This window comes from Chryseobacterium sp. UF-290, assembly GCF_058245615.1.
Genome location: NZ_JBSICB010000001.1, coordinates 525698 through 540430 on the forward strand (window position 1 = coordinate 525698; position 14733 = coordinate 540430).

Below are 14733 nucleotides of genomic sequence, written 5' to 3' on the forward strand. Positions count from 1 at the left end.
CAAATATTAATTTTCTTTCCAAAATATAGAATATCCTGCAATTTGAGTTGCTGTTATTCCTTTAGGTTTTTTAATTTTATTTTTATAATAAAAATCACCCGTCGTCCAATATTCTTCTCTGCTAAAATCACTTGAAGGTATGGAATATATCGCCCTCATACCTCTACTTGTTTCTTTATGAACATGAGAGCCTTTATCAGTTTGAGGATTATGAGAAGAACCATAAGGTTCACCATTTGGAAATTTTTGCTTTATTTTTGCAACAAATTGATCATATAATTCTTTTTTGATTTTTATATAATCATAATCATCAAATTTGTTATGACCAGTTTTAAGATTACTATCTGCTTTTAGCTCTGTATCAACTCCCCAGGCTAGAAAATCAACACCATCCCAAAATCTAGCACCATCTGTAGGATCAGTTTTTGAAGTATCAATATCTCTTAGTAAGGCATCAATTACTCCTTTTCTTGAGTACTTACTCAAAAGATCTACAGCATTATCTGATAATGGAAACTCCTTATCTCTTAATTTAACTGAAGAATATGATGTCATTAGTCTTGCTAACATTGTAGCTCCTTTATCTTTACCTTCGTTATAATTAGCATGCGCAATAAAGATATATTCATTTTCTTCATTTGATAAGCCTTCATGTTTGACTATATTGCATACACGTTGAAAATCACTATGTGTTATGTTCAACTTTTTAGGGTTCTTGTAAACATCATTTTCCAAACCTTTTCCGTTACAAGCATATACATCATTTTCTTTTCCTTTTTTCTGACCCGTAACATTTCCTTCATAAGCTCCATTATAGTTATAAAAATATCCATTCACCTTTTCCTCCTGTTCAGGTACCGGCGCTCCCTTCGCATCAATACTTTCAGGCTCATTAACCTGCCCCGAAGTAACAAACTCTATCTTTCCAATTTCCGGAGGGATATTACCAGGCATCTTGCCTTCAGTTCGTTATTGTTCTGCGCTGTACTCTGATTTTGAGTTTCCGGACGGGAGCTTCTCAAATAAATATTCTTTTGAAGCTGTTAATGACAAGGCTTATTCTTATTAAAATACAATGAAGGAAGCGAACACCCATAGAACCTTTTAGAGTATAAGTTTTTGTATAGTCTATTTTACCTTCTTTATTATAATTAATATCGCTTCCCACCAAAGATCACAACTCCAGGGCATCATTGCTATATTTTGATTATTTCAAACTTATCTACATAGGTATTTGTAGAGTTGCTATCTTGTATTGAAGTAATTATTTTTTTTAATTTCTTACCATTATAATAATAGACTCTTTGATAAAAAATATTTTGCCCCATATATTCTGCCTTAATATCAAGTTTTTTCAGATAATTATTTTTCCTCGTTAAATTAATAGAAATTATTCTTGAATTTATAGGTAAATATGATAATTCGTCTTCTTTTGGGAGGATAAAATCGCAATGATTATAGCTATTTGAAGTAAAATGACAATTCTGCTTTGCAAGCAACTCCAAGTCTAAATCTTTTTTTATAAAATTAAAATTTATTATAGGAACTTCATTTATGAATAAAGGATTTCCCGTGGAAATAATATCTGAAACTGAAGAAAAATAGTCAACATATCTTATATTACCATTAGATTTTTTTTCCTTTTCAATAATTGTAAACTCTTCCATTATCAAATCATTCCCTTTTTTGATAAAAGTTAATGAATCTTTTGGCGACGTATCTCCATAAACTCGTGCAAATTCTTCATTATTAGAATGAAAATAATAAATCGAATTTATTATGTTATTACTTGTATGAATTACCTTATAATCCTGTGCTTTACAAGCAATAAAAATAAAAAACAAAAGAAAAAATATATTATTTTTTTTCATCAGGTTTCTTTTTTCTAGTTTTTAATTCTTTCCAAAATATGGTTCCTAAATAAACAGCTCTAGACTCTAAGGCGATTGTATTTGCTGTTGCATATTTATTATTTGGATTTTTTCCGGGAGTGTATTTTTCAGCAGGTGCATTAAAAGTCGCTCCTAATCTTTCTACTCCTGCTTTCCACTTGTTGTGGTGCTCTTTTGAAATTGTCCACCCCATTGTATTCATATGGATTTCAAATTTCCCTGTAGAATATCTATCATCAGTTATTGGGAAAGCAGCCTGTTCTGCACCATCCCACATTGTTGCTCCGTTACTAGGATCATTATCAGAAGTTAAAGAAAAAATTATTGCATTAATGGCTAATTGCTTTTTCGTAGTATTCCTTTTTGCTATTTGAGTATTTCTAAAAAGTTTTGCTTGTGTACTATTTACACCATAAGCAACTTTGTTTATTTTATGAACACTTGCAATAGCCATCATTTCTAAGGCTAATTCTTCTTCAATATCAATATTCCCTCTATACGCAGAGCTTTCACCATATATTGTTGATGCTTTTTCTACAAATTTTGTATGTGGAATATCTAGACCTTTTTCTTTCAGCAAATTATTTTCTTTATTGATTAAAGACCATTTTTTGTTCTTTTTTGCTTTGTCATATTCTTCTTGTGTAGAGAGGTAAACTTTTATACTGCTTTCGCTACCACCTAAATAAAATCCATCTTTTGTATAATAAATATACTCTGTATTATCGTCTAAATTTTCCGGCACCGGCGCACCCTTCGCATCAATACTTTCAGGCTCATTAACCTGCCCCGAAGTAACAAACTCTATCTTGCCTGTCTCAGGAGGTATATTGCCCGGCATCTTGCCTGTTCCCGGTAAGGTTGATTTTTTTAATAATACATAATTCTCCTGTACTTTAGCTGTCCCAAAATCCTGCCATTCTGTGAGGGCAATCATTTGGAAACCGTCATCAAAGATAAAGTTGGGAATCTGTTTTTCCACAATAGTTCCGGTAAGCTTGTCCTGGGTAGTCGGAACATTATTTAAAACTTTAAAGGTTCCCGAATGGGCATTAAATTTTATTTTCGCACCATCTATTGCCAATAATAAACCTTCATCTTTATTATCTTTCTCTTCATTTTCAGCACGTTTATCATCCATCTTTTGCTTATTATCAGCCTTCATTTTGTCGTTATCCTGTGCAGTATTTTGAGTTTGAGTTTCCGGAGTATTGCTTTCTCCCTCGTTCTTTAACCTATCCATAACAATGAATGTTTTAAATGAGAATTCTGTTTTTTGATTTCTATAAAACCTTCTTCATAATGATCTCCTTTGCAGACGAATAAGCCTCTAAAGTCATCAATATCTGTCTGCTCCAGATTCTGGGCTGAGATTTTCAGCATTATTTTATCTCCCACTTTTACAGGAGTCATTATTTCTGTAAATCCATCTAAAGATTCTCTTCCCCTTTTGGTTTCAAATGATTGTAACAAACCATTAAAAAGCAGTCCGAACATTTTATAGCTTCCCAGAAAATCTATCAGCTTCGCTTCATCCCCGAGCAGGTCGCTTATCTGGTTGAAATAATGTTCTACCACCTCACCTTTATGGGTCTTTGATAATTCGGCCTGTATTTTCGTCCATCTCAATCTAAGAAAAAGCAGATTATCTACTGCTGTGATATTTCCTTCTGCATCTACCTTACATTCCAGTTCATCAAATAAGTAGCTTATCTTTTTTAAAAACTTACCCATTGCATCTTCATCATCAGAAAAATCAAAATCTACAACCAGGACCTGAAACTGGTGTTCTTCCTTCAGCTTTCCCCAATAATATACCTCAACCTGTCTGGCAAAGCTTTTTTGGGTAGAATAAAAAGCGTTTCGCTGTTCTGTGACGATCGTTTCCAGCCTGTATATTTTCCGATGAAGATTCTGCAATATATTGGAGGTCATTCTTAGTATATTCTTCTTTGATAATCATTATTGGGATCCATTCCCATCCAGTCTCTGTTCGCTGACCAATGAAGGTATTCGTTGCGGATAATCCTCAATAGTTTCTGAGGATGATAAGCAGTGACTACAACTTCTTCTAAAGTTACGGTCTTAATTTTATTGCCATATTCATCCGTCACCTCATCGGGAAAGCTTTCCTGTACCGGTTCTTGTACGGGCTCCGGATTGTATAATTTTTCTCTTGCCCGCTCCTGTTTTTCTTTTTCTACCTGTTCATCTGTCTTGAAATTCCATTTGTCTCCACCTGTAAAGACATACTCATGTAAAAGATCTTTTGCATGAGGCAGATATTGATCATGTTCTATGGAATAGCTTGTTTCTGTTTTTATGATCAGCTGATGGTCATACAGATTAAGGCCAAGCTCTTCCATAAAATGAAGCGGAATATAGCTGTATTCTTTTCTTAAAAAACGAGTCCCTGTAATCTTTCGATATACATTTCCGAAGCTTATAGCATTCAGAAACTTATTGTTGATTTCTATTTGCTCTTCATTATACCAATGCTCATCAATCAATTGTTGTCTGCGTTTATTTAGGAACCATAAGGGTTTGTGATTGGAAGTTTCTATTTCATCCACGACTTCCATTCCGTTTTCGTAAGCACCTCCAATATCACAATGCACTCCCGGGAATTCTTTTTCTACACTGCCTGGAAACAGGGTTAATGAAAAATTTTCACGATGCTCGTTAGCCGCCGTAAAATGAACAGCTCTAAAATAAGGCCCGGGATTTTTAAGCTGAAGCTGCTCTACATCATCTCCAAAGTTATATTTTGGTCCCAGAACAGAATGTTTCATTCCTTCCCATCCCACACGTCTCATTCCTCCCATATCCCCATACTCTTCATAAGATGAAACAGTATCATACACTCCAATAAAACGAACATCCAGATCTAGATCTTCGAGCTCTTCTCTTGTCAAAATATCTTTACTCAAAAGATAATATCCCAAAAAGCCAAATTTTGGAAGCTTACCATCTATTATATATTGGGGATCTATTTCTGTATTATCTTTATCTATCCATATATCTCCATATTCAGGTACCGTTACCGGGTCTTCATAGGAATCCATCTGAGTATAGCCTATGATCTTTCTTGATTTTTTTATCTCAACATCTTTGGCTCTTTTATTCCCATTGATTTCATAGGCAAAATTCCTTGCTGCAGCAGCTCCACGGCTGAATCCAAAGGTATCGATTGTGATTTTGGTCAATACTTTTCTCTCACGCTGCTGCTTTTTTAAAGCACCAATCCTGTCAGCAGCCATTTCACATCCAATCCTTACCTTTCCTCTAACTCCTGTTTTACCGGAACCATACTGGAATCCGTCATCGACATCCCTGCTGTTATTCAAGGTCCCAATTCCTTCCACATACACACCATAACCTTTTTGCTCGCAACATTGGTACATTCTTGCCACATTGGTATAATCATTACTAAAACTGTTATCAACTCCCTGACTATCAAGCCATGACCGATGACTCGCCTTAAGATAGCGTTCATACTCAGAGTCATTATCAGATATTTCTTTATTTTTAAGTTTTTTGTATTCTTTTTCCTGTAAGGCTCTTGTATCTTCAATTGCCTTTTCTTTTCTCAGGATTTCTTCTTTATTGTCGGTACTTTCTATCTTATTCTTTCCATCCCTATACTTCATTCTTAACTCGCTATTTTTCAAGTTGTTCAAAGTACCGTCGAAGAACACTCCTATTTCAAGATGTAGTTCGCCTATAGGAGGCTTAGCATTGCCCGTATTGTATACGAATGTTTTTCCCATAACCAATTTGATTTTTGTTATCAATTAGTATTTTTATACTTTACTTTAGATTTATACATCTCCAGATTATCTGTTTTAATAAAAGCTTCTTTTCCATTCTCCCCCTTCAATAAAACAGTAAAAAAGCTGTATGCCTCATTCACCTTAATGATGATACTTGCCTTAGTTGATTTAGGATCATCACCAAATACTTTGGTAAAAGCCTCAAAACTGGATTTCTCATCCAGATTGCATCCTGCTTCATATTTGGTTTGGTCTGCCGCAACCAAAGAAAATGATATTAAAGTTGGTATTGCCCTCCATTCACTCTCTGTTAATGGATTTTTTTCCGCATCAAGCTGCTCCCATTCACCATTAATTGTTGATATTCCAACATCGGTCAGTGGATTGAGCTTAGCATTTTCCGGCAGCTCAAAAACAGGTTTCCAGCTGTAGCGTATTCTGTAGGTATCCCACAAGCCAAGCGGAATAGGCTTTTCTTTATTTTTCTCTCTTATCTCAGCAGGAATGACCTTACCATTATTAAATACTTCATCAAGATAATCTTTCCTCCAGAAGCGGTTCTCATGGCTATCCAGCTTAGCAATTTCCGATTCAGGGATCGTTACTTTTTTTCCTTGATATCTTCCTACTTCTTTCTGAACCCCAACACCTGCTACCCAAACTACCACCACACCTCCAGGAGCCATTCCCACACAAATTTCATTATAATTCAGATGTTGAATATTCCCACTACCACTGTTTGCTTTTATCTGATAGCCCTTACTGAAATATTCTTTAATTTTAGCTGTATCAATAGCTGTATCAATCATGTAAAACTGGTTCTCCGGATAAGACATCCAGATAAAATCCAAACGGGAAGGAAGACTTTTAAAACCATTCCCCATCCCATGATTAATGGAGCCCCAGGAACCATTTCCAGGAATGATTCCAAAACCCAAGCTTACCCATTCTCCACCTTCACATTCTATTCCTCCCTTGTATACTTCCATCGGATATCCTAAAGGGGCAGAAGTTCCTTCAGTCCATTCATATTTTGTCATAGTGTTAGTTTTTTGATGCTCTTTCTTTTCCTGACACGAAATCTGTGTAAAGAATAAAAAGCTTAACAGATATTTTATTAGTCTATTCATTATTAATACCTTACATTTTTTTTTAACAACTCACTCTTCATTGTCGCTACTTGATTATTCTTATGACATCAACGGAAGGATAATCACTAAAATTAATGATATCACAAGAAAACATATACAAAAAGAGTAAAAACAAAATAAAAGAAAGTCGCTTATTTCGTTTTGTTTACGTTTAGAGGCAATCACAAATGGCAGAGCAAATAATACCGGAAAAAAAGCGAGGATCAACCAAAGGGCAACCCATCCATAATCTCCTTGGCTATACTGTGTTGTGAGATCCATAAAACCTAATTCAATAATAACAAGAGCCACTACTGCCAACACAGAGGAAAAAAAGGAAATAAGGCCTTTTTTTAACATATTTATCCTTTATTTACTTTCGCATCTATTTTACCCAGCATTTTGGCAACCCCTGAGCTCTGTAATAAAATATCACCATTCTTTGCTTTGTGAGTGGTTGTAGAAGTAGTCTCCTGCAAATCACCTGTGACATTGATGGTTTTATTTTCATTAATGGTCTGCTTGTAATTTTTTGAGGTAAACCTGTGATTATTGATAATATTGACAGCGTTATCATTACCGACACTGGTTTTCATATCCTTCCCTACATTGATCGCCAGGTCTTCTCCTACATTAAAAGTCATATTTTTAGGAGCGGTCACAATAATATTCCCTTTACCATCCATAAAATAATTGTTACCGCTCGGATCAATAATATTGACACTTCCTTCGGCATCATTCATTAAAATACGGATCCCGCTACGGGTCTGTATGGATTTCAGATGGTTATCCACACCTCCTCCCAATGCTGTACCGCCGTGAAACATTCCTCCCATCACGAAAGGACGGTCCGGATGGTTATGGACAAAGCCTACCATGACCTGGTCTCCCACTTCGGGAACAGCAACATATCCTCTGTTCTGAGTGATCTGATCTGTTCCTCCCGCATCAGGGGCCATCATTCTGATAAAATTGGTGGTATCATGTAACTGCCAGTCAAATTTTACGGTTACTCTCCCTTGTCCCAGGGGATCTGTATTGGATATGACCGTTGCAATCTGTGGCTGTGCAATAGGTATGGTAAAATCTGGTGTCGGGATATATCCTGTATCTGAGGCGATCGCTTCAAATCTTCCTGTATAACGTCCCAAAGTATCCACTTCATGGATTACTTCCGTCATCATCAGCTTGGTAAAATAGGACGTTTTATTCGTATCTGTTTTCCGCATATTGATATCTGCAACACATCCCGGATACAGAAAAGGGATCGTAGTTCCTCCTGAAACAGTAAAAACCTCTACTGCTTTACTTCCTGCCATACTTGTCTGGGAAATGACCACATCCATATCCGTAGCTGCTTTTATAGGAGCTACCTGTAGTGAAGGTGTTTTGAATATTCCGTCATTATTTTTATAGGCTGTTTTGGCAAGATTTCCGACATGGTTTATTGGGGTATCTCCGGAAGTGAGCTTTGTATTGGAACTGCTGTTGTACCCATAGAAATGAGGTTTAATGTGTACAGCTTTCAGTTCTACATTGACATCGGAGACATTGCTCCCGTAGATCAGTTCCAGTGCTTTATTCTGAGGAGGCATATTTCCGAAATGCAGGATCTCACCGTCATAATAAAACTGTTCACCATAGGCTTCCGCCATTCTGCAAAGATAATTGTAGTGGGTCTCGTTATACTGGGCACTGTAAAGGATCTGAGAAGACGCCTTTGCATTAACATTCACGTCAAATTTACTGCTATCTATTCCCTGTTTGATAACGTCCGTAGCAATGATTCCCATATTGACAGGCTTTTCTCCTCCAAAACTCTGGGTATGGGGAGCTGCGTCCAGCAAAACAGTAGGGCTGTAACCTTTTAAAACAATATTTCCGAGACTGTGACTTTCCTGGCTGAACCCTACTTTTGTGATCACTCCTACAAAGGTTCTTTCCGGGCTTCCTTCTACATCTTTATATTTAAATACTACGGTCAAACGTTTTCCTAAAAACTGCTGGGCTTCTTCCAGGTCATGGTTCTGTACTCCGTCTAAGGTGTCATGCGCCAGAGTAAGCTCAAATTCATGATGCTTTTTCACACTTTGCAGCAAACGGAAGTGTTTGAAGTGCTTTATTATTTTGCCTTCAATCACGATATCCAGCTTCACCACACGGTTGATTCCAGGAATATGATTCTCCGAAATCTTTTCGGAATTCGAGATATTTTTATTCATATTATGTAAGGTGTTTGGTAAGATCTTTATTTTTAAAATAAATTCTAAAAACAGGCGATCTTAATATAAAGTTATAAATTTTTCACAATATAAAATTTACTTTCATTAGCTTTATTTTTAAAATCACAATATATTTCGCAAGAGAATTTTTACCGATCTGTTTTGCCCGGAAAGGAATCAGCAGAGACAAAAAAACAGAACAGCATTCCCATTATCGGATGTACCATTCTGTTTCATGTTTGTTTGATTTCCAGAGATCAGGTTCTTATGCTGAAGGCCATGCTCCGTCGTAAGAGGAATCTCCAAGCTCAATCTGTTCTGCACTTACAACAAAGCTGATGTACATACTGTTTTCATTCACGGCATCGAAGTCTACTTCGTGCTGAATCACATAGCCGTTATTCCATTTTAATGTTGTAAGTGTTCCTTCTTCGTGAGATTTGTTGAAGGTAACTTCTCCTACGGTTGGCTTATATTTTCCGTTGAGTAAGCTTTCCAGGATATCAGACTTTTCAGTAGCTTCTACTGTAATCTTGATTAATGCATTGGAAGGGTCTGATGCTACACGTCCTGAAACGTCTGTAGATCTTGCTACACTATAGTTAAGCTTTAATAGCTTCTGCCCTTCACCGTTGTTGAATTTTAAGATTCCTCTTGAATTTCTTTCTGCCATGATCGTAAATTTTAATCGTTAATATTTTGTGATTTGTTGTTGGTTATATCACCAAATTTAGATCTATTTATCTTACTGAAAGCATCTTTTCATTTAAATCTGAAAAAGTGTAGTACTTCTACGACTAACAATCGTTAGGCATATTATTGATTGTAAATCAAAAACTTACCATTAAACCTAAACATTGATGTGCTTAATAAGATCCGGCTTACTCGAAAGAATTGACAGGTTTTCACATAAAAAGGTTACCCCCGCAGAGATAACCTTTTTATCATATTACCATGAAAGCTTCAGACTTCCTGCTCAAGGTGAGCTGCAGTCCTGTGCTTGTGGTTGTTTTTAACTTCCTTTTTCTTTTTGGATGATTTGTTTCTCCTTCCCCACCAGATCAGAAACCCTGTGATCGGTAATGAAGTGGCAATGATCCCTGCCAGGAAGGTAGAAAGTTTTCCGATCTGTCCCCACCATTGTCCCATATGCAACTGCCAAACTATATTTTCGGTTTTTTCATGCTGCAGGTATTTTTGATCAACATTGATTTCTTTTCCTGTATAGCTGTCATATACATCAATAGATGCATGCTCAATGCTTTTGAGTCCCACTTTTCCTGAGGTGAAAATATAAGCACCCAACTTTTTCCTTTCAAAATTCCAGATGCTGACTTCTTTCTCACCAGTTTTATTAAGTACAGCATAAGCAAACGGAACGATATCCTTCGCTGTTTTCGTGGAATCCAGCTTAGGAAGCTTATCCATCATGTGTTCTGTGGTACCATTCGTCATTTTAACTGTAGTTTCCATCAGAGGCTCAAAGAAGATAATAAGCCCTGTCATTCCCAGGATAAAGCACACGATAAGCGAATAAAAACCATATACATTGTGAAGGTCATAGTTAAATCTTTTGAAACGGGCTTTCCATTTGATAGTGAAGCTGGCCTGTCTGGTAGTTTTATTCCATTTCTTAGGCCACCAGAGGATAAGTCCGGTGATCGTACTGATCACAAAAACAATGGTCGCAAGTGCCACGATCCAGCCTCCTGTTTTCCCTGCCAGAAATGAGGCATGAAAATGGGCCATCACAAAGAAAAACTGCAGTGATTCATCCTTTTTAAGGATTTTTCCGGTATAAGGATCTGCATATACCATAGCCAGCTTCGGTCCTTTAGGGCTGAATGCCCTTATACGCACACTCCTTTCCGGATCTTTAAAGAATACGAATTCCGAAATGTCATATCCGGGATTGGCTTTACTGAAATTGGCTTTTAATACCTCTGAAGAAACCCGTTCCGCATCCTTAGGCACATTCACATATCTTGCTTCTCCTGCACTCCAGTCCATAATTTCATCACAGTAGACGATGATGGTCCCGGAAAGCGATACCACAACCAGGATCACCCCAGCCACAATACTTGGCCAGAGATGCAGCCAGGCCACAACTCTGCTGAAAAGTGATTTTCCTTTTTTCTTCGGTACTTTTGCTTTATTGTTCGTATTCATCCTCAGATTATCTTTTGATTATGGATAATATTGTTTTTGCAGTTTCTCCAATTCCCTCACCGAATCCGGCGTACCTCTTTCTTTCGCTATATCAATTATTTTTTTGAAAAATAGTTCTGTGGGCTTGAACGAATGGCTCAAATCCTTAGAAAGCTCCTCATAATGCCGGGTAATCAACACAGGGTTCTTCAGCGCTTCTCTGAAATTCCATTTACTGGATTTGAAGATGAAACGCAGTCCGTCATTATTACCGGGTAATGGTACTGTTCCATGATCATCATTCTGATAGAATCCATATTTCCACTGCAGATTTTTCAGCTTCTGCTGTTCCAATAGCGTTTTAAATTTTCCAATGGCTATTTCATGCTCATCCTCTTTAACGTTTCTCGCCTCAGCATTATTGGCCTGAGCCAGGAAAAATTTAATGTCTTTAAAATCTGCCGTAGAGCTTTCCGCTTTCTTAACCATCAGTTCCTTATCCCACCAAAGGCTCGGATCATTGGCAATATAAGCATTAAAAAATGGCTCTGACAAAAGGTTATTAACACCTGCAAGGCCTCCAAATGAATGGCCTACCAAAACTTTATAGCCGTTTGAACGGTATTTCTTTTCAATAAACGGATATAATTCGTCTTTGATAAATTTCATAAACACCGCATTGCCTCCGCTTTCTTCAAACATCGTCTGCTTTTTGCCTGCAAAGTTCATTTCCTTTGAAGCTTTTGTAGGGGTAAGGTCTCTCGTTCTGTTGGTATTGGCTATTGCTACCAAAATTGCCTGTGGCAGAACTCCGAAAGGTTCTTTACTCAGATAGTGATATACTGAGGAAAGGTAATTGAAGTTGTTTTCAGCATCCAGCACATAAATCACAGGATAAGCTGTTTGGGTATACTGGTCATATCCTTCAGGCAGAGATACCCAAACAGAGCGCTCTTCATGAAGAAGTTCTGACTTCAGCGGAATTTTTACTCCTATGCTGATATTCTCAGGCTGTGCAGTCTGCGCATTGAGCTGCAATACACCTGTGACAAAAAATAATATAAATAATAATCCGGTTCTCATTTTATCTTTAATTATCTTACAGAATACGTTTTTGATTAAAATTTATAGTTTAAAGAAAGTAAAAGCTGTCTTGGATTTTGAACATAGGTCCAGGAATCCCCCAGATAATATTTCTGATTGGTAAAGTTATTCAGCTTAAGAGCAACTCTGTAGGAAGAATGTTCGTAGAAAACAGAAGCGTCAAATTTCGCGTAGCCATTGGATACTACATCAGAGCTGTCTACAAGGTAGAATTTGGATTGCGTATTTCCTCCCATACCTATACCAAAACCTGAATATCTTCCGGATGGAACGGTATAGCTTAGCCAAAAGTTTCCGGCATGTCTTGCCTGGCCTGCAGGTCTTCTTCCCTCTACATCAGCTTTAGCTTTTTCATAAACACTGTCATTATAACCATATCCAAGAATAATATTAAATCCATGGAAAGGTGAGGTGATCAGATCCATTTCCACCCCCTGGCTTCTTTGGGTTCCGTCCTGAGTAGTCAGTGTAGGATCTTTTTCCGTAGGGGTATTACGCACCTTATCTTTTACCAAGATATTATAGTAGCTCACAGTTCCTGAAAGTTTTCCTCCCAGCAATTCATACTTTACTCCTCCTTCCCACTGATTGGCCTGCTCCGGCTTGTAAGTTCTTACTTCTCCCAAAGAGCTGCTTGGAGCAATATTTTTGAATCCGTTCATATAGTTTCCGAATAAGGAAACTCTATCCTTTACCACCTGATATACCACTCCTAATTTCGGAGACCAGGAATTTTGTCTGTAATCATCTGAAACACTGTTAAAATTGTCAAATCTCAGGGAAGCCATAGCAAACAATCTGTCTGAGAAGCTTATAACATCAGATACATACACACTGAAATTTCTGTAATCACGTTTATAGCCTCCATAGACTGTTTCACCTAATATTCTCTGATAAGCAGCCTGGGAAATATAAGGTGAATTTTTATCATTAAATGCTATCGGGACAAATTCTTTTGGCTTATTTTTTTCCATTCTGTCATAGATTTCTTTATCAATATCCCTTACTACCCCTCTTTTATCTGTAGTTTTGGTTGTTGTATAATCGAAACCTACCAACAACTTGTTTTTAATATTTCCGCCAATATTAAAATTACCTATAAAATTCTGTTGAATCTCAGTCAGGTTAAATGTACTCGGAATATGGTAATAATCTCTTCTTATCGTTCCTTTGTTAGATAAATTCAGGAAAAGATAATTGGCATCATTTTCTGTTTTTGCAGAAGAGAAACTGGTTTGAGAAATCCAGTTATCGGAAATCTTATAATTCGCCGTAGCAAAAGTATTGAATATTTTAGCCTTACTCTGGATCTCGTCACTCGCATAAGAGATTTTTTTATCCAGATTAAAGTCATTAATGCTCTTATCTTTAAAGATCAATGGATTCCCGGCAGCATCCTTTCCCGTGATCAGTCCCATATAAGTGGTATTCCTGCTGATATCAAAATATTCAAAATCAAGGTTAATGTCCAGGCGGTCATTTACTTTAAATGAAAATGAAGGAGCGATCGCAACTGATTTTGACTTCCCGAAATCCTGGAAGCTTCCGTCATTATTATAGGCCGCATTAATACGGGCCAGGAAAGTCTTACTTTTATTCAGCGGAGTGCTTACATCCATTGTAACCCGGTTACCACTCCAGCTTCCTGCCGTGTATCCTACTTCACCTTTAAACTGATGTAATGGTTTTTTGGTCACTCTATTGACAAATCCGCCATATCCTACCAATAAAGCAGACCCGAATAATGTTCCGGAAGGTCCTTTGATAACTTCAATAGCTTCAAGGTTGACAGGGTCAGACAAGGAAACAAAATTGGTCGCCATACCATTTCGCAACGCTCCTGCTGAGGCGTTGGAACTGAATCCACGCATGGTAAGTCCCAATCCTACCCCTCCACTTCCGACACTTACCGATACGTTATTAACTCCCGGAAGCAGATTCAGTGAACTTTGCAGATCGGTAGCCACCTGCTGCTGCATTAATTCTTTAGGAAGAACAGTGTAAACCTGTGGATTTTCAAGATTTTTAAGGGGCATTTTAGCAACATATTCAGATTTTTTCTCTGCATACTTTTTTACCCCGGAAACAATTACTTCTTCAATGTGTTTTGACTGAACAGCTGTGTCTTTTTCTTGTTGTGCTAACACCAATACTCCTGATAATAAGGAAATCGAGCACATTAACTTCTTCATAGTTTATTTTTGCTGCAAAGGTATTTATTTTAATTAATTCTAAATAATAATTACCGCAAATATTCTAGCTCTCCCATAATTTACAACCCAAATTCAGGGTTAATTTTGAAAAAAATTCAAAATTTCTGTTTTAGCCACAAATATGAGAATTCTTTGGTGCATGTAGAGCCTGATTACATTTGTATTAAATATTATTTCTCGCTGATTTTGCAGATTCAGCAGATCATTATTCGTAAATCAAATCAGCGAGATCTGCAAAATCAGCGGGAAAA

The 14733-nt window shown here is 37.0% G+C and carries 11 protein-coding genes; all 11 read right to left on the reverse strand.

What is annotated here, in order from left to right:
* Positions 1-6: 6 nt before the first annotated feature.
* The 11 genes from AC4IF5_RS02315 to AC4IF5_RS02365 all read right to left on the reverse strand — a co-directional run bounded on the left by AC4IF5_RS02315 (position 7) and on the right by AC4IF5_RS02365 (position 14461).
* Positions 7-954, reverse strand: a complete 948-nt coding sequence (locus tag AC4IF5_RS02315) for a hypothetical protein (RefSeq protein ID WP_490731287.1) — start codon at positions 952-954, stop codon at positions 7-9.
* Between the two features lie 242 nt (positions 955-1196).
* Positions 1197-1871 carry a hypothetical protein gene (locus AC4IF5_RS02320; protein WP_490731289.1) on the reverse strand — a complete coding sequence of 225 codons (675 nt, stop codon included), beginning with the start codon at positions 1869-1871 and terminating at the stop codon, positions 1197-1199.
* Complete coding sequence (locus tag AC4IF5_RS02325) at positions 1858-3135, reverse strand: hypothetical protein (RefSeq protein ID WP_490731290.1); 1278 nt, start codon at positions 3133-3135, stop codon at positions 1858-1860. Before AC4IF5_RS02325 ends, AC4IF5_RS02320 begins: the two co-directional genes overlap by 14 nt.
* The gene (locus AC4IF5_RS02330; RefSeq protein WP_490731291.1) at positions 3123-3827 is read right to left on the reverse strand and encodes a hypothetical protein; all 705 of its coding nucleotides are present in this window, start codon (positions 3825-3827) and stop codon (positions 3123-3125) included. Before AC4IF5_RS02330 ends, AC4IF5_RS02325 begins: the two co-directional genes overlap by 13 nt.
* Before the next feature lie 2 nt (positions 3828-3829).
* The gene (locus AC4IF5_RS02335) at positions 3830-5662 is read right to left on the reverse strand and encodes a phospholipase effector Tle1 domain-containing protein (protein ID WP_490731292.1); all 1833 of its coding nucleotides are present in this window, start codon (positions 5660-5662) and stop codon (positions 3830-3832) included.
* Between the two features lie 20 nt (positions 5663-5682).
* Positions 5683-6795, reverse strand: a complete 1113-nt coding sequence (locus AC4IF5_RS02340; RefSeq protein ID WP_490731293.1) for a DUF2931 family protein — start codon at positions 6793-6795, stop codon at positions 5683-5685.
* Positions 6796-7157: 362 nt separating this feature from the next.
* Complete coding sequence (locus AC4IF5_RS02345) at positions 7158-9017, reverse strand: type VI secretion system Vgr family protein (protein ID WP_490731294.1); 1860 nt, start codon at positions 9015-9017, stop codon at positions 7158-7160.
* 265 nt (positions 9018-9282) lie between these two features.
* The gene (tssD, locus tag AC4IF5_RS02350; RefSeq protein ID WP_490731295.1) at positions 9283-9690 is read right to left on the reverse strand and encodes a type VI secretion system tube protein TssD; all 408 of its coding nucleotides are present in this window, start codon (positions 9688-9690) and stop codon (positions 9283-9285) included.
* A 290-nt stretch (positions 9691-9980) separates the two neighbouring features.
* Positions 9981-11186, reverse strand: a complete 1206-nt coding sequence (locus AC4IF5_RS02355; protein ID WP_490731296.1) for a PepSY-associated TM helix domain-containing protein — start codon at positions 11184-11186, stop codon at positions 9981-9983.
* Between the two features lie 18 nt (positions 11187-11204).
* Positions 11205-12248 carry an alpha/beta hydrolase gene (locus AC4IF5_RS02360; RefSeq protein WP_490731298.1) on the reverse strand — a complete coding sequence of 348 codons (1044 nt, stop codon included), beginning with the start codon at positions 12246-12248 and terminating at the stop codon, positions 11205-11207.
* A 35-nt stretch (positions 12249-12283) separates the two neighbouring features.
* The gene (locus AC4IF5_RS02365; protein ID WP_490731300.1) at positions 12284-14461 is read right to left on the reverse strand and encodes a TonB-dependent siderophore receptor; all 2178 of its coding nucleotides are present in this window, start codon (positions 14459-14461) and stop codon (positions 12284-12286) included.
* Between the last annotated feature and the right edge of the window lie 272 nt (positions 14462-14733).